This window comes from Bradyrhizobium sp. UFLA05-153, from assembly GCF_054185185.1.
This window is the reverse complement of sequence record NZ_JBBIAM010000001.1, coordinates 114,523-131,128: the sequence shown is the minus strand read 5'-3', so window position 1 is coordinate 131,128 and position 16,606 is coordinate 114,523. Positions and strand designations below refer to the sequence as shown.

The following is a 16,606-nucleotide window of genomic DNA, read 5'->3' as shown; positions in this document are numbered from 1 at the left end:
GCCCGTCCTCGATCCGATCAGCCTAACATAGCCAACAATGTCGCACGAGCATTGCCCGTTGGTGTGCCCACGACATTGCGCAAACAGACCAAGATGTAGGGTGGGCAAAGCGAAGCGTGCCCACCTCTTCTGCGCAACGTAGAGAGAAGACGGTGGGCACGGCGCTCGCGCGCCTTTGCCCACCCTACGCCACCGTCGAATTGGCTACCGCCGCTGGTTGTACACGTCGATGCAGACCGCGCCGAGCAGCACCAGGCCCTTGATGACCTGCTGGTAATCGATGCCGATGCCGAGGATGGACATGCCATTGTTCATCACGCCCATGATCATGGCGCCGACCACGGCACCACCGACGCGCCCCACGCCACCATAGGCCGACGCGCCGCCGATGAAGCAGGCGGCGATGACGTCGAGCTCGAAGCCAAGGCCCGCCTTCGGCGTTGCGGTGTTGAGCCGCGCGGCGAAGACGAGGCCGGCGAGTGCGGCCAGCACGCCCATGTTGACGAAGGTGAAGAAGGTCAGCCCCTCGGTCTTGATGCCTGAAAGCTTTGCCGCCTTGGCATTGCCGCCGACCGCGTAGATCTGCCGCCCGATCACGGTGCGCCGGGTTACGAAGCCATAGAGCGCGATCAGCGCGCTCATGATCACCAGCACGTTCGGCAGGCCGCGATAGGTCGCGATCAGATAGGTGAAGTAGAGCACCGCACAGGCCAGCACGACGTTCTTTCCGAGGAAGAACGCGTAAGGCTCGACCTCGATGCCGTGCGACTGCTCGCGCGAACGGTTCTTCGCGGCAGCATAGACCAGTCCGAGGGCCAACACGGCGCCGATCAACATCGAGGTCGGGTGCAGCGTGCCGGCCTCAGGCAGGAACTCCGGAATGAAGCCCGAGGACAATTTCTGGAACGTCGACGGGAACGGTCCGAGCGACTGGCCCTGCAACACCGCGAGCGCCAGGCCCTTGAACACGAGCATGCCGGCCAACGTCACGATGAAGGACGGGATCTTGAAATAGGCCACCCAATAGCCCTGCGCGGCACCGATCGCCGCGCCCAGCAGCAGGCAGGCGATGAAGGCGACCGTGTAGTCGACCTTGTAGCTCACCATCAGCAGCGCGGCCACGGCGCCGACGAACCCCGCGACCGAGCCGACCGACAGATCGATATGCCCGGTGACGATCACGAGCAGCATGCCCAGCGCCATGATGACGATGTAGCTGTTCTGCAGCACGAGATTGGTGAGATTGAGCGGCTGCAGCAGCGTGCCGCCGGTCATGGCCTGGAAGAACAGCATGATCGCGACCAGCGACATCAGCATGCCGTAGTTGCGTAAGTTGTTCTTGATGAAGCCCGTGTGCCGGCGCTCTTCAGGCAGCGAAACCGTCTTGTCGGTCATGGCTGCATTCCTCCCATCTCCGCGGCCACAGGCACGCCGTTCCCATTGTTTCTCTCATTGCGCATGATAGCGCGCATGATCTTCTCCTGCGTCGCCTCATGGCCCGCGAACTCGCCGACGAAAGCGCCGTCGTTCATGACGCAGATGCGGTCGCAGATGCCGAGCAGCTCCGGCATCTCCGACGAGATCACCACGACGCCCCGGCCGGCCTCCGCCAGCTCGTTGATGATACAATAAATCTCATATTTGGCACCGACGTCGATACCCCTCGTCGGCTCGTCCAGGATCAAAACCTTGGGGTCGGTCATCAGCCATTTCGACAGCACGACCTTCTGCTGGTTGCCGCCCGAGAGCTGGCCGGTCTCCTGGTAGACGTCGGAGCAGCGGATGCGCATCCGGTTGCGGTAGTCGCTTGCCACTTTCAGCTCGGCAATGTCGTCGATGACCTTGCCGGGGGCCACTTGGTCGAGGCTGGCCAGCGTAATATTCTTGCGGACGTCGTCGGCCAGGATCAGCCCGAGCTGCTTGCGGTCCTCGGTGACATAGGCAAGGCCGGCATCGATCGCCGCCGCCACGCTCGGCAGGACGATCTCGTTACCCTCGAGGCTGATGCGGCCCGTGATATTGGTGCCCCAGGAGCGGCCGAACAGGCTCATGGCGAACTCGGTGCGCCCCGCCCCCATCAGCCCGGCGATCCCGACGACCTCGCCGCGCTTTACGCCGAAATTGACGTTCTTGATGACCTGCCGCTCGGGATGGATCGGGTGATAGACCGACCAGTTCTCGACCTTGAGAACCGGCTCCCCGATCTTGGCGGTGCGCTCGGGAAAGCGGTGGGCAAGATCGCGGTTGACCATGCTGCGGATGATGCGGTCCTCCTGGACCTGCTCGGTCCGGCAGTCGATGCCATCAACGGTGCGTCCGTCGCGCAGCACCGTGATGTGGTCGGCGACCTTGGCAACCTCGTTCAGCTTGTGGGAGATCAGGACCGAGCCGATGCCCTGCTCGCGAAATTTCATCAGGCGCTCGAGCAGAGCGGCGCTGTCGGCCTCATTCAGGCTGGCGGTCGGCTCGTCCAGGATCAGCATGCGCACGCGCTTGGAGAGCGCCTTGGCGATCTCGACCAGCTGCTGCTTGCCGACGCCGAGATCGGTGATCAGCGTGTCCGGCGACTCCTTCAGGCCGACCTGCGCCAGGAGTTCCCGCGTCCGGCGGTAGACCTCGTCGCGGTCGATGACGCCCATCTGCGACGGTGGATGCGAGAGGAAAATATTCTCCGCGATCGACATCAACGGGATCAGCGCCAGCTCCTGGTGGATGATGATGATGCCGAGCGCCTCGGAATCGTTGATGTCGCGGAAGTGTCGCTCCTCGCCCTCGAAGACGATGGTTCCCTCATAGCTGCCGTGGGGATAGACCCCGCTCAACACCTTCATCAGGGTGGATTTTCCGGCGCCGTTCTCGCCGACCAGGGCATGGATCTGCCCGGCCTGAACCGAGAAATTGACGTCACGCAGCGCCTGCACACCCGCAAAGCTCTTGCTGACGCCGCGCATTTCCAACATTGCCGTCATGGCTTCGTGTCCCGTCTTTTAACCCACCTCACCCCGCTTGCGGGGAGAGCACAGGCCGCCTTTGGCTGCCGTTCAAAAACGCCGAAGCGATCGGGCGAGGAGGAGCTTCCGCAAGAGCAACTCTCGCCGCCCCGTAGAGACTTCCCCTCACCCCAATCTTCTACAACGGCGGCCCAAAGGCGGCCTATGCTCCCTCTCCCCGTAAGAACGCGGAGAGGGAGCAGGCGCAGCTTACTGGAATTGCGACTTCTTGTAGTAGCCGCTGTCAACCAGGGTTTTCTCCCAATTGTCCTTGTAGACCACGACCGGCTTGAGCAGGAAGGACGGCACGGTCTTGGAGCCGTTCTCATAGGTCTTGGTGTCGTTGACCGTGACCTGCTTGCCTGCCAGCGCCGCGTCGACCATATCGGCGGTCACCTTGGCGAGGTCGCGGGTGTCCTTGAAGATGGTCGAGTACTGGTCGCCGCGCAGCATCGCCTTGATCGAGGGCACCTCGGCGTCCTGGCCGCTGATGATCGGCATCGGCTGGTCGGCACTGCCGTAGCCCACGCCCTTCAGCGACGAGATGATGCCGATCGAGAGGCCGTCATAGGGCGACAGCACCGCGTTGACCTTCTTGTTGCCGTAGTAGGCGCTGAGCAGGTTGTCCATGCGGGCCTGCGCGGTGGCGCCGTCCCAGCGCAAGGTCGCGACCTTGTCCATGCCCATCTGGCCGGACACGACGACGAGCTTCTTGCTGTCGATGTAAGGCTGCAGCACCGACATCGCGCCGTTGTAGAAGAAGTAGGCGTTGTTGTCGTCGGGCGAGCCGCCGAACAGCTCGATGTTGAAGGGACCCTTGCCATCCTTGAGGCCGAGACCCTGCACGAGCGATTCCGCCTGGAGCACGCCGACCTGGAAGTTGTCGAAGGTCGCGTAGTAGTCGACGTTCGGCGTGCCGCGGATCAGGCGGTCATAGGCGATGACGGTGATGCCCTTGGCCTTGGCCTGCTTGAGCACGTCGGAGAGCGTGGTGCCGTCGATCGCGGCGATCACCAGCGCCTTGGCACCCTTCGTCACCATGTTCTCGACCTGCGAGAGCTGGTTCGGAATGTCGTCTTCGGCATATTGCAGGTCGGTGTTGTAACCGCGCTCCTTCAGCACCTTGACCATGTTGTTGCCGTCATCGATCCAGCGCGCCGATGATTTCGTCGGCATCGAGATACCAACGGTCGGCTTGTCCTGGGCCAATGCCGGGGCCGATGAGGCCATCGCGGCGGCGCCCGCGAATGCGAGCGCGAGTACGGTCGTCTTCAGTTTCAGCATGCTTCACTCCCTTGGGGTGTAAGAACGTTTGTAGTTACAGCAAGAACTCAGGTGTGTTGTGCCTTTAAGTGACTCCTTGGATCTCCTATTCGAGCGTGACGTCGGGCTCCGCGCGACCGCGCGCGGCAGCCTCGAGGATGAAGGTGCAGCCGGCTTGCGGATCGGCGGCGCGTGCCGCCGCATCCATATCCTGCCACGCCGAGGTGACAAGAAGGCGTGACAGATCGGGCCCGATGAAGGCGGGACAACTCGACTGCTGCGCCGGCACCGCCAGCGAGCGCAAGCGCTCGCCTTCGGGACTATAGACGTCGACGCAGGCGCCGCCCCAGCGCGCGTTCCAGATCAATCCGTCAGCATCGACCACCGAGCCGTCGAGACCGCCGACGCCGGTGTGGCGCACCAGCACCTCCGGCTCACCGCGCGGCAACCCCGTCGCCGGATTGAGCGAAACGCGATAGAGCACGTGACGCGCAGTGTCAGCGAAGTATCCGATGGCGCCGTCCGGCGAAAAGCAGATCGAGTTCGGAATGCTGATGCCGGGAAACAGCGTCGAGATCTTGCCGCGATGGAGCGCGTAGATCGCGCCGGCGCCCGCTTCAGCCTTGCGGCCCATGGTGCCGATCCAGAACGTGCCGGACTGATGCACGCGTGCGTCGTTCGACCGCGTCGTCGGGTTATCGGCCTCAAGCGGACGATAGAGCGTCATCGCGCCGTCGGCGAGCTTGCGGACGTAGAGGCCATCCTCGGCCACGATCAACTGCCGCTCGGCATCGATGCGGCCGAGCGCGCTCGCCATCCGGCCGAGGACATGGACGCGAATATTGCGACTCGCGAGATGGGCCTCATAAAGGCGGCCTTCACGGATGTCGAACCACCAGGCGGTATCGGTGGCGACGTCATAGGTCGGGCCCTCGCCGAGATGGCAATGCTCGGTGCAAAGTACGGAGGTCGGCACCTGCTCGGTCATGACGAGCTCACCCCAAATCGATACACGGTGTGGTGCTTGTAAACGCTGCCGGGCGCAAGACGCGAGCTCGGAAAATCCGGCCGGTTCGGCGAATTCGGCCAGATGTGCGGCTCCAGGCACAGCGCGTCGGACTGCCGATACAACCGGCCGCCTTTGCCCGCCACCGAGCCGTCGAGGTAGTTACCAGAGTACACCTGCAAGCCCGGCTGATCCGTGAATAGCTCCATGACGCGTCCCGAGCGCGGCGCCTCCACGCGCGCGGCGAGACGCAAGCCGCCGTCAAGCGGAAGGCAGAACGTGTGGTCGTAGCCCTTGCCGTTGCGCAGTTGCTGATCGTTCTGACGGATACGCGCACCGACCGGCGTCGGCGTCCGGAAGTCGAAGGGCGTGCCGGCAACCGCGTGCGGCGGCCCGGCCAGCGGGATCGCGGTCGGATCGATCGCCAGGAAATGATCAGCTGCGACCATGAGCTTGTGATCGAGGATCGGCGTCCCCGACGTCGCGCCTTCGAGGTTGAAGAAGCTGTGATTGGTGAGATTGACGATGGTCGGACGATCGCTCGTCGCCTCCATGCTGACCGACAGTTGGGCGGGACCGGTCACCCGATAGGTGAGACGAACGTCGAGCCGGCCCGGGTAACCTTCCTCACCGTGCTCGCTTGTGTAAGTGAGCGTGACCGCAGGCTCCGCGCCGTCAGCGAGGTCGGCGATCTGCCAGAGCTTGCGGTCAAAGCCGTCCAGGCCACCGTGCAGCGCGTTCGGGCCATTATTGGCGGCGAGCTGCACCGTCTCGCCATCGAGCACGAAGCGCGCGTCCGCGATACGGTTGGCATAGCGGCCGACGGTCGCGCCAAAAAACTTCCGCTCGGCGAGATAGCCGGCAAAGTCGTCATAGCCGAGCACGACGTCGCCGGTGCCGCCCTTGGCATCGGGCGCGATCAGCGCCTGAATCACTGCACCATGAGTGATGATGCGCGCCTCGAAACCACCCTGCCCGCACAGCACCACGCGCTCGACGGCGCGGCCATCCGGCAGCGTTCCGAAGACGTCCCTTGTGATGCGTGCGCTAGCCATGATCATTCCACGAACGGTTCGACGACGTTGCGCTTGCCGAGCATGAAGGCGTCGGCGACGAGACGGAACGGCGTCAGGTCGACGTCACTCTCCCCCGTCGCCGCAAGCTCGACGAAACGCCGGTAGAGCCCGCGATATTCGGCTTCGGGCTCCTCCGCAAGCACTTTGCCGTCGATGGCCATGCGGGCGCCGCCGCCCGACAGCGTCATTCGGCCCTGATCCGTCTCGGCCACGATGTCCCAGCTCTGCGGGCCGGTCTGGCGGAAGTCGAATTCGGCCATGATTGGCAGGCCGTCGACATCGGCAAGCGTCAGGTTCGCCGCAATCGGCGCCTCGCAATTGGCCGGGAAGGATAGTTGCGCCGCGGTCACGAACACCGGACGCGGCAGGATGCGGGTCAGGATCGAGAGTGCGTTGATGCCGGGATCGAATACGCCGAGCCCGCCCGGCTCCCAGATCCAGCCTTGTCCGGGATGCCAGACGCGGACATCCTCCTTCCACGCGATGTGCACGGACTTGATCCGGCGCGCGGCGAGCCATTGCCGCGCCGGCTCGACAGCGGGGGCAAAGCGCGAATGCCAGGTCGCAAACAGCGCCCGCTTCGCATCCTTCGCCATCGTGACCAACGGATCGAGTTCGCCGAGGCTGAGGCCCGGCGGTTTCTCCAGCATCACGTGCTTGCCGGCGGCAAGCGCCGCGAAGGCCTGCGCGCGCCGCACCTGCGGCGGCGTGCACAGCGACACCGCATCGATCGGCGGGCCCTTTGCGAGCAGCTCCTCGATGGTGGCGAAGTGCGGCAGGTCCGGCAGCGAGGCATTGCGGCTCGCGATGGCGGCAAGGGTTGCGCCCGGTGTTGCCGCGATGGCGGCGACGTGCTGATCGCGCGCGATCTTGCCGAAACCGACGATGGCGATACGAAGTTCAGTCACGCTTGTTCTCCAGATTGAGCCGATTGCGCCGGCTCGGCCGGCGCCGTCTCGATCACCGTGCCTTCATGGCGGCTCATGCCATTGTGGATGACGAAGACCATGGCGGCCGAGGCGGCCTCGCCGTCGCCCGCCGCGATCGAATCGACGATCTTCTGGTGCCAGAGCAGCACCGTGTCACGATCCTCGACCTCGACCGGCGCGCTGAGCAGGAAGGACGCCCGCAAGGCGGCTTCGATGACATGGCCGATGGAACGCATGAACAGATTGCCCGACGCCCGCGCGACCGCAACGTGCAAGGCGAGGTCCGCGTCGGCGAAGCCCGCGGAATCAGATGCCTCGCGCCGCATGCGGTCCATGCTGCGCTTGAGTTCGGCGAGGTCCTCCTCCGAGCGTCGCGCAGCCGCGAGCATCGCCGCGCGCGGTTCGACCGCGAGACGGATCTCGGCGAGGTCGTTGAGGAAGCGTTTGTCGATGCCGGCGTCGAGATGCCAGGCCAGCACATCTGCGTCGAACATGTTCCAGGCGCCGCGCTCGCGCACGACGGTGCCGACCCGCGCCTTGGTGGTGAGCAGACCTTTTGCCACGAGGGTCTTCACGCTCTCGCGCAGCACCGGCCGCGAGACGCCGAACATCGAGGTCAGCTCGGCATCACCAGGCAGCCGCGTGCCTTCGGCATAGCGACCGGCGATGATGTCGACGCCGATCGAGCGGGATACCTCCGCATGGTTGGAGTGGGCCCGCCGCGTCGGGATGACGACGATGCGCGAGGTCATGACGTGGCTCCCGCGGGTCTCACGGCAGGCCGGCGCGCGAGCGCGATCATGACCTGCTGCAGAGCGATGAAGGCGAACAGCAGAACACCGGTCGCGATCTTGGTCCACCAGCTCGACAGTGTCCCGTCGAAATTGATGTAGGTCTGGATCAGGCCCTGAATGAGGACGCCGAGGAACGTTCCGACCACCGAGCCCTGCCCGCCCGTGAGCAGCGTGCCGCCGATCACCACCGCCGCGATGGTGTCGAGCTCGACGCCGACGGCCGAGAGCGAATAGCCGGCGCCGGTGTAGAAGGAGAAGACGATGCCGGCGATGCCTGCGAGCAGGCTCGACAGCATGTAGATGCGGATCGTCATTTTGCCGACGGCGACGCCCATCAGGCTCGCCGTGACCCGGCTGCCGCCGAGCGCGTAGACATTGGCGCCGAAGCGGGTGAGCTGCAGCAGCAGCGCACCGCCGATCACGATGACCAGCATGATAATCGCAACCGCCGTCAGTCGCCCGCCACCCGGTAGTCGCAGCGCAAAGTCCGAGACCGTTGAATAGATCGGCGCGGCGATCGGTACCGATTCAGTCGAGAGCAGGAAGCTCGCGCCGCGCGCGAGGAACATGCCGGCCAGCGTGACGATGAACGGCGGCAAGTCGAACAGATGGATGACGGCGCCCATCGCCGCGCCGAAGGCCGCGGACAGCGCCAGGATCGCCACGAAGGCGACCAGCGGCGGCATGCCCCAGCGCTCGATCGCGAGCGCGACGAACACGGTGGTGAAGCCGATCACCGAGCCGACCGACAGGTCGATGCCGCCCGAGATGATCACGAAGGTCATGCCGGTCGCGACGATGCCGAGAAAGGCGTTGTCGGTCAGGAGATTGCAGACCACGCGGGTCGAGGCGATGTTGGGAAATTGCAGCGCGCAAAGCACAAAGCCCGCGACGAGCACGATGGCCGTGATGAGGACGGGCGGCAGGCCTTTCATGCTTTCGTCCCCCGGATACGCGCCACGATGCCGGCCATACCGGTCAGCTTCGGCGATTGCAACAGCAGCACCGCCAGCACCACCACGGCCTTGACCAGGAGGTTGAATTCCGGGGGATAGCCCGACAAGAGAATGCCCGTGTTCATCGTCTGGATGATGAGCGCGCCGAGCACGGCGAGCAAGAGGCTGAAGCGGCCGCCGAACAGCGAGGTTCCGCCGATCACGACGGCCAGGATCGCATCGAGCTCCAGCCAAAGGCCGGCATTGTTGGCATCAGCCCCCATGATGTCGGCCGCGGCGATCACGCCCGCAAGCGCCGCGCAGACGCCGCACCAGACATAGACGGCCAAAATCATGGCGCGGGTGCCGACGCCGGCGAGCTCGCTTGCCCGCGCATTGCCGCCGGTGGCCTCGATCAAGAGCCCGAGCGCCGAGCCGCGCACCACGGCGCCAGTGAGGATCAGCATCCCCAGGGCAATCGCGACCGGCACGGGAACGCCGAGGATGGCGCCGTTGCCGAGCCAGACCAGATCGGGCGAGGTGAAGGTGACGATGCGCCCTTCGGTGATGAGCTGGGCGATGCCGCGGCCGGCGACCATCAGGATCAGCGTCGCGACGATCGGCTGCATGCCGAGGATGCTGACCAGGAAACCGTTCCAGAGGCCGCAGACGAGGCCCGCACCGAGCGCGGCCGCGAGCACCACCGGCAAGCCGTGACTGTCGGCGAGGCTCGCGGCGATCGCGCCCGAGATCGCCATCACGGCGCCAACCGAGAGGTCGATGCCGCGCGTCGCGATCACCAGCACCATGCCGAGCGAGAGCAGCGCCACCGGCGTGCCGCGGTTGAGCACGTCGATCATGCTGCCGAACAGCCGCCCATCCTGCAAGCGCAGGTCAAAGAATTGCGGCGAGACGGCACGATCGACCATCAGGATGACGATCAGCGCGAAGATCTGGGCAAGGCCACGGCGCGGTAGAAGAGCGGTCATGGCCTGCCCTCCTGCGCCATGGCACTGTTGTCGGCGGCGATCGCCGCCAAGATATTGGAGACGTCGATCGCCTCGCCCTGCAATTCCTCGACATGGGCGCGATCGCGCAGCACGACGACGCGATCCGAATAGGTGACGATCTCGTCGAGCTCGGAGGAGATCACGAGCAGCGCCAGCCCATCGTCACAGAGCTCGCGGATCAGGCGGATGATCTCCGCATGCGCCCCAACGTCGATGCCGCGGGTCGGCTCGTCCAGCACGAGGAGCCGCGGCGAGGTCGCAAGCCAGCGCGCCAGCAGCACCTTTTGCTGATTGCCGCCGGACAACAGGCCGACCGGACGTTCCGGATCAGGCGGGCGGATGTCGAGCAGCTTGACGAAACGTGCCGCAATCTCGTCCTGCTCGCGGCGCGACAGCGGCAGGTAAAGGCCGCGCTTGGCCTGGAGCGCGAGTACGATGTTCTCGCGCACCGTGAGCTCGGCGACGATGCCTTCCGTCTTGCGCTCCTCCGGGCAATAGCCAAAACCGTGTCGGACTCCGTCACGCGGCGTCTGGAGCCGCACTGGCGCGCCCTCCACTTTCGCCCGGCCCTGATCGGAACGCTCGGCGCCGAAAACCAGCCGCGCGGTTTCGGTTCGTCCCGAGCCCAGAAGGCCGGCGAGACCCACGACCTCGCCATGGCGCAATTCGAGATTGAAGGGCGCGACGTAGCCAGACTTGCCGTAGCCCTCGAAGCTCGCGCAGATCTCGCGCACCTGCTGCTCGCTTGCAGGCGCGCGTGCGCTGGTGGTTTCGGCAAGCTCGCGGCCGAGCATCATCCGGATCAGTTCGAGCCGCGGCAGCGATGCGGTCTCGCGTTCGCCGACCAGTCGGCCGTTGCGCAAGACGGTAATGCGGTCGGAGATTTCGTAGACCTGGTCGAGGAAGTGGCTGACGAAGACGATTCCGATGCCGCGGCCAGCTAGCTGACGCATGATCTTGAAGAGAATCTCGACCTCATGACGGTCGAGGCTCGCGGTCGGCTCGTCGAGAATGAGAACGCGCGCCGACAAGTCGACGGCGCGAGCGATCGCGGTGACGTGCTGGATTGCGACGGAGTAGCTGCCGAGCGGCGCCGCCACGTCGATGTCGAGGCCGAACTCGGCAAGCAACGCCTTTGCCCGCCGGCGCATCTCGCCTTCGCGGACGATGCCGAAGCGCATCGGCTGCCGGTCGAGAAAAAGATTCTGCGCCACCGACAGGTTCGGCAGCAAATTTACTTCCTGGTAGACGGTGGCAATGCCAGCTTCCAGCGCCGCCTTCGACGATCGCGGCGCGACCTCGGCGCCGCCCAGCCGAACGATTCCCGCATCGCGCGGGAATACGCCGGTGACCACCTTGATCAGTGTGGACTTGCCGGCGCCGTTCTCGCCGAGCAGGGCATGGATCTCGCCCGCACGAAGCGTGAAATCGACGTCCTGTAACGCACGCACAGCGCCAAAACTCTTGCTGATCCCACGCACCTCGAGCAGACAAGGGGCAGAATCCGGGCTGGTCTCCATTGCGACGTCACTCCCGCCGGCGTCCGCTTGTGGGGTTGCGGACGTCCGGCCAATTCACCACGCTTAGCAGTTTCGAAGGGGGGTGCGCCACCGGAGCGCATCAGCCGCGGTGGCGCACGGGAGGGCTCAGTAACCAAGACCCTTCTTGCTGTCGTAGACCTTCTGCGGATCGTCGGAGGCGGTGTAGAGCTTCGATTCCGTCTGGATCCACTTCGGCGGAACGGTGCCCTTGTCCTTGAAGGCGGCAATGACGTCGAGCGCGGGCCCTGCCATGTTCGGCGTCAGCTCCACCGTGGCATTGGCTTCGCCTGCGGACATCGCCTTGAAGATGTCGGGAACCGCGTCGATCGAGACGGTCAGGACGTCCTTGCCGGGCTTGAGGCCGGCTTCCTTCATGGCCTGGATCGCGCCGACCATCATGTCGTCATTATGCGCATAGACCGCGCAGATCGACTTGCCGCCGCCTTCCGCCTTGATGAAGCTCTCCATCACTTCCTTGCCCTTGGCGCGGGTGAAGTCGCCGGTCTGGCTCCGCACCACTTTCAGGTTCGGATGCTTGGCGACGACGGAGTCAAAGCCCTTCTTGCGGTTGGTGGCGACGCTGGCGCCGACCGTGCCCTGCAATTCGACGACATTGCAGGCCTTCTCGCCGACCGTCTTGGCGAGCCACTCGCCGGCGACGGCACCTTCGTGCACGCTGTCCGAGGTGACCGCGGTCAGATAGAGGTCCTTGCCGGAGGGATCGATGTCGCGGTCGAGCAGTACGACCGGGATCTTGGCTTCCTTGGCCTCCTTCAGGACCGCGTCCCATCCGGTCGAGACGACCGGCGCAAGGAAGATCGCGTCGACGTTCTGAGCGATGAAGGACCGGATCGCCTTGATCTGGTTCTCCTGCTTCTGCTGGGCGTCGGCGATCTTCAGGTTGACCTGCCGCTTGGCTGCTTCCTGCTTGGAGACCGAGGTCTCAGCGGCGCGCCATCCGGATTCCGATCCGATCTGCGAAAAACCGATCGTGAGCTGGCCGGCATTGGCCGGCAGCGAAAGCAGCAGCGCGGCCGTGGCGCTGGCCGCAAAGAGGGCTTTGAGGGTCATCAGGCGTGTCTCCCAAAAAATGTTTATCTCGGGTGCCAATTGGTATCATGGCACCTGCTAGACCGCCCCTCTGGGCGGCGGGAGGCACCATTTCACGGAAGTTTGGCGCTGTATAGTAATATTATTTGACTATATGACTGATCCCCGGATTTGTCGTCGACACGCGCCACGCACCCCGCGGCCCTACTTTGCATGGGGTTGTTTTCGATAGTTTTGCGGAGGCAAGGCCAGCACCGGCTTTGAACGCGGTCTACGCCGATGCTGGCACCCCAGCGTTACAGCAGCTTCCGTTGCGCCAGGTTCTTCATCAGCGCGCCGATGCCGAAGCTCCAGGGCTCGCACTCGTCGCTCGTGCGCATGCGATTGGTGAGCTTGCCGAGCTCGGGCGCAGCGATCGTGACGATGTCGTCGTGCTTGTGGGTGAAGCCCTGCCCCGGCGCATCGCGATCATCGACCGGCGCGAACATCGTGCCGAGGAACAGCACGAAGCCGTCCGGATATTGATGCACGCTGCCAATCGTCTGCGCGACGAGATCAGTGGGATCGCGGCTGATCTTGCTGATCGAGGAATGGCCGTTGAGCACAAAACCGTCCTGCCCCTTCACATTGAGGCTGATGTCCAGCTTGCGTGCGTCATCGAGAGAGAACGTGTCGTCGAACAGCCGCAGCAGCGGGCCGATGGCGCAGGAGGCGTTGTTGTCCTTGGCCTTCGACAACAGCAGCGCCGAGCGGCCCTCGAAGTCGCGCAGGTTCACGTCATTGCCGAGCGCGCCGCCGACGATCTTGCCGCGGCTCGAGACAAACAGCACCAGCTCCGGCTCCGGATTGTTCCAGGTCGATTTCGGATGCAGTCCGGCATCCACGCCGGCGCCGACCGACGACAGCACCGGCGCCTTGGTGAAGACCTCCGCATCGGGGCCGATGCCGACTTCGAGATATTGGCTCCATGCGTTCTGCTCGATCAGTACCTGCTTCAGCCGCATCGCCCCCTCCGAGCCGGGCTTGAGCTTCGACAGATCGTCGCCAATCAGCCGCGTCACCTCTTTCCGGATCGCTTCGGCCGAGGCCGGGTTGCCCTTCGCCCGCTCCTCGATCACGCGCTCCAGCATGGAGACGGCAAAGGTCACGCCGGCGGCCTTCAGGGTTTGAAGATCGACCGGCGCGAGCAGCCAGGGTTTTTGCCGGTCGCGCTGGTCGGGCGGCGTGTTCGCCGCAATCGCCTCGAGATCGCCGATCCGCTCACCCTTGGTCTCGCTCACCGCCTTTGCCGGATCGGCCTCCTCGCACAGCGAGCTGATGGTCGGAAACCGCGCGGTGACGTCGAACACGCCATCGCTGCGCACCGCGACCACGGCAGGACCATTGACCTGCGGCAGCCAGACGCGTCCGACCAGCGTGCCGCGCGTCCCGTCCTCCGGCAAAACGTCCTTCGCCGTCAGTGTCATCCTGGCCGTTTCCGACTTCATTGTATCGGTCCTTTTCTCATTCGTTGTCACCCGCGCATGGCACGACAGACGCGCCGCTCGCCAGCACCAAAAACACCATTTGCGGGCGCTCCGCTACCTGTCTCTTATACACATGATGTGTATAAGAGACAGTTCAAGAACCGTGAGCCTCGTGCCAACGAGCTACCGGCAAATAATGACGACAAGAATGACGACTAAAGGGAGGAGAGCAATGTTGAAAGGCAGTGTGGGACTCATCGCGCTGAGCAGCCTGTTGCTTTCGGGCGCAGCCATGGCTCAGGAGAAGATCAAGGTCGGCGTCACCGCAACCCTCGAAGGCACCTACACCGTGCTCGGCGAGGACGGCATCCGCGGCCATCAGACCGCGCTCAACGTGCTCGGCAAGAAGGTCGGCGACAAGGAACTCGAATTCATCATCGCCTCGACCGATGCAACGCCCGACTCCGCCGTGCGCGCCGTGCGCAAGCTCATCGAGCAAGACAAGGTGCAGATCCTGCTCTCGCCGCTGTCCGGCGACGAAGGCATCGCCGTGAAGAACTTCGCCAAAACCCATCCCGAGCTGACCTTCATCAACGCGGCCTCGGGCGCCCAGGAAACCACCTTTGTCGATCCCGCGCCGAACTTCTTCCGCTACAACATGGACGGCGCGCAGTGGCAGGTCGGCCTCGGCAAATACGCCTATGAGAACAAGGGCTATCGCAAGATCGCGACGGTCGGCGAGGACTACTCCTTCATCTACACGCAGGTGTTCGGGCTGGTGCTCGAATTCTGCGGCATGGGCGGACAGGTCACCAATCGGCAATGGGTACCGCTCGGCACCAAGGACTTTGCCTCGGTCATTGCCGCACTGCCCGACGATGTCGATGCGATCTATCTGGGCTTGGGCGGCGCCGACGCCGTCAACTTCCTCAACCAGTACCAGCAGGCCGGCGGCAAGGCGCATCTGATGGGCGGCTCGATCATGATCGACCAGACCATCCTGTCCTCCAAGGGCAACGCCAAGAACGCACTGATCGGCACGCTGGCGGCGAGCGGACAGGCTGACACCTGGGAGGATCCCGGCTGGCAGAAGTTCGTGAAGGATTATCAGGACGCCTTCCCGCCGAACAAGCGCTTCCCGAGCCCGTCGCTGCTCGCGACCAACTATTACGGCTCGACCATGGCGCTGATCCTTGGCCTGCGCGCCGTCAACGGCGACCTCTCCAACAACCAGGAGAAGTTCAAGGCAGCGCTCGCCAAGCTCGAGATCGACGCGCCGAACGGCAAGATCAAGCTCGACTCCAACCGCCAGGCAATCGGCACCAACTTCGTGACCGAGGTCGTCGATGACGGCAAGGGCGCGCTGTTCTCGAAGGTCGTGAAAGTGATCCCGAATGTGAACCAGACCCTCGGCTACGATCCGGCGGTGTTCGCCAAGATCGGACTGCCGAGCCGTACAGTACCGGAATGTAAGAAGTACTGACGCAATCACGTTCGCAACTGCGGCGACCGGGGAGCGATTTGCGAGGCGCGGATCTCACCGCCCTTGCAATCTCTCCCCGGTTGTTGAACGCTAAGGGCAAAACAACAGAACATCGGGAGGGGATGGCATGAGCCGGGCGCTCGCCGTCTTCCACGGCCGGTTCGGTCGGGCGACGGTCTATCAGTTGAACCGCCCTTTCAACATCCACGCGCATCGCGAGGGTCATCTGATCTTCCATGTCGGCGGCATGCCCGCGTGCATCGACGTTTGCGACGGCCGCTTCCAGCTCAATGAAACTTCCGTTGTCGCCGTCAACCCCTGGGAACCGCACAATTTCCTGCCCTCCGATCTCGACGCCGGCGCGATCTTCTTCGTGCTCTATGTCAACGCCGAGTGGTTCGCGCCCGATGCGCCCGGCGCCGACCGGCTGCGTTTCGGCCGCACCCAATTCAAGCGCACGCCGGCGCTCGATAAGCACATCCGCAGGACCGCGGCGCTGGTGTGCGGCGCGCCCTCGCTCTCGAGCCTCGACTCCGAGCTCAGGCGACTGATCGACATCTGCTACGACGAAAGCTGGCAGCAGGCCGAGATCGCCCGCGATACCCGCGCGGCCGGCGCCGTTACCGATTTTCGCGTGCGCAAATGCATCAAGCTGATGTCCGAAAGTCCGGGCGCCGAGATGGAGCTCGACACCATCGCTCGTGAATCCGGCCTGTCGCGGCCGCATTTCTACCGCCTGTTCCGCACCCAGACCGGCGTGACCCCGCATCTCTATCTCAACACGCTGATCATGGAGCAGGCGCTGGAGGCGCTGGTCGCGAGCGAAGCGCCGATCGCCGATATCGGCTTCGATCTCGGCTTCTCCTCGCAGAGTGGTTTCACCCGCTTCTTCGCTGCCAATGTCGGCATGGCCCCGACCGATTATCGCCGCGCAGCCAAGGTTTTGCGCGCATAAAGCCGCGCGCGAAAAGATACTCTCGATCAAACACCCTCCTCGCCTCCTCGCTAGGATACACGGAACGCGATCCCGAAAGAGGATCGCGAACCCAGGGAGATGCACGTC

14 protein-coding genes are annotated in these 16,606 nt (G+C 64.3%); 2 read left to right on the top strand and 12 right to left on the bottom strand.

What is annotated here, in order from left to right:
- Positions 1–204 precede the first annotated feature (204 nt).
- The 12 genes from mmsB to Q2941_RS00545 form a co-directional block, all read right to left on the bottom strand.
- Positions 205–1,395, bottom strand: a complete 1,191-nt coding sequence (gene mmsB, locus Q2941_RS00600) for a multiple monosaccharide ABC transporter permease (protein ID WP_027521153.1) — start codon at positions 1,393–1,395, stop codon at positions 205–207.
- The gene (gene mmsA / locus Q2941_RS00595; protein WP_458191250.1) at positions 1,392–2,969 is read right to left on the bottom strand and encodes a multiple monosaccharide ABC transporter ATP-binding protein; all 1,578 of its coding nucleotides are present in this window, start codon (positions 2,967–2,969) and stop codon (positions 1,392–1,394) included. Before mmsA ends, mmsB begins: the two co-directional genes overlap by 4 nt.
- A 231-nt stretch (positions 2,970–3,200) precedes the next feature.
- Positions 3,201–4,274 (bottom strand): multiple monosaccharide ABC transporter substrate-binding protein, encoded by a 1,074-nt coding sequence (gene chvE / locus Q2941_RS00590; protein WP_027521155.1) that lies wholly within the window; start codon positions 4,272–4,274, stop codon positions 3,201–3,203.
- Positions 4,275–4,359: 85 nt separating this feature from the next.
- Positions 4,360–5,241 carry an SMP-30/gluconolactonase/LRE family protein gene (locus Q2941_RS00585; RefSeq protein WP_027521156.1) on the bottom strand — a complete coding sequence of 294 codons (882 nt, stop codon included), beginning with the start codon at positions 5,239–5,241 and terminating at the stop codon, positions 4,360–4,362.
- Positions 5,238–6,314 carry an aldose epimerase family protein gene (locus tag Q2941_RS00580; RefSeq protein ID WP_458191247.1) on the bottom strand — a complete coding sequence of 359 codons (1,077 nt, stop codon included), beginning with the start codon at positions 6,312–6,314 and terminating at the stop codon, positions 5,238–5,240. The genes Q2941_RS00585 and Q2941_RS00580 overlap by 4 nt, the downstream gene beginning before the upstream one ends.
- A 2-nt stretch (positions 6,315–6,316) precedes the next feature.
- On the bottom strand, positions 6,317–7,243 hold the full coding sequence (locus Q2941_RS00575; protein ID WP_027521158.1) for a Gfo/Idh/MocA family protein: 927 nt from the start codon (positions 7,241–7,243) through the stop codon (positions 6,317–6,319).
- Positions 7,240–8,016, bottom strand: a complete 777-nt coding sequence (locus tag Q2941_RS00570; RefSeq protein ID WP_027521159.1) for a FadR/GntR family transcriptional regulator — start codon at positions 8,014–8,016, stop codon at positions 7,240–7,242. Before Q2941_RS00570 ends, Q2941_RS00575 begins: the two co-directional genes overlap by 4 nt.
- Complete coding sequence (yjfF, locus tag Q2941_RS00565) at positions 8,013–8,993, bottom strand: galactofuranose ABC transporter, permease protein YjfF (protein WP_458191244.1); 981 nt, start codon at positions 8,991–8,993, stop codon at positions 8,013–8,015. Before yjfF ends, Q2941_RS00570 begins: the two co-directional genes overlap by 4 nt.
- Positions 8,990–9,982 carry an ABC transporter permease gene (locus Q2941_RS00560; RefSeq protein ID WP_027521161.1) on the bottom strand — a complete coding sequence of 331 codons (993 nt, stop codon included), beginning with the start codon at positions 9,980–9,982 and terminating at the stop codon, positions 8,990–8,992. The genes yjfF and Q2941_RS00560 overlap by 4 nt, the downstream gene beginning before the upstream one ends.
- Entirely contained in the window at positions 9,979–11,523 is a 1,545-nt protein-coding gene (locus Q2941_RS00555; RefSeq protein ID WP_458191242.1) for a sugar ABC transporter ATP-binding protein, read from the bottom strand. Before Q2941_RS00555 ends, Q2941_RS00560 begins: the two co-directional genes overlap by 4 nt.
- 126 nt (positions 11,524–11,649) lie before the next feature.
- Positions 11,650–12,615 carry a galactofuranose ABC transporter, galactofuranose-binding protein YtfQ gene (gene ytfQ, locus Q2941_RS00550; RefSeq protein ID WP_027521163.1) on the bottom strand — a complete coding sequence of 322 codons (966 nt, stop codon included), beginning with the start codon at positions 12,613–12,615 and terminating at the stop codon, positions 11,650–11,652.
- A gap of 275 nt (positions 12,616–12,890) precedes the next feature.
- Complete coding sequence (locus Q2941_RS00545; RefSeq protein WP_458191240.1) at positions 12,891–14,081, bottom strand: fumarylacetoacetate hydrolase family protein; 1,191 nt, start codon at positions 14,079–14,081, stop codon at positions 12,891–12,893.
- A 211-nt stretch (positions 14,082–14,292) separates the two neighbouring features.
- Between Q2941_RS00545 and Q2941_RS00540 the strand changes: the two genes are divergently transcribed.
- A complete protein-coding gene (locus Q2941_RS00540; protein WP_254113227.1) occupies positions 14,293–15,543 on the top strand; it encodes an ABC transporter substrate-binding protein in 1,251 nt (416 codons plus the stop codon).
- Between the two features lie 127 nt (positions 15,544–15,670).
- A complete protein-coding gene (locus Q2941_RS00535) occupies positions 15,671–16,498 on the top strand; it encodes a helix-turn-helix domain-containing protein (protein WP_027521166.1) in 828 nt (275 codons plus the stop codon).
- Positions 16,499–16,606 lie beyond the last annotated feature (108 nt).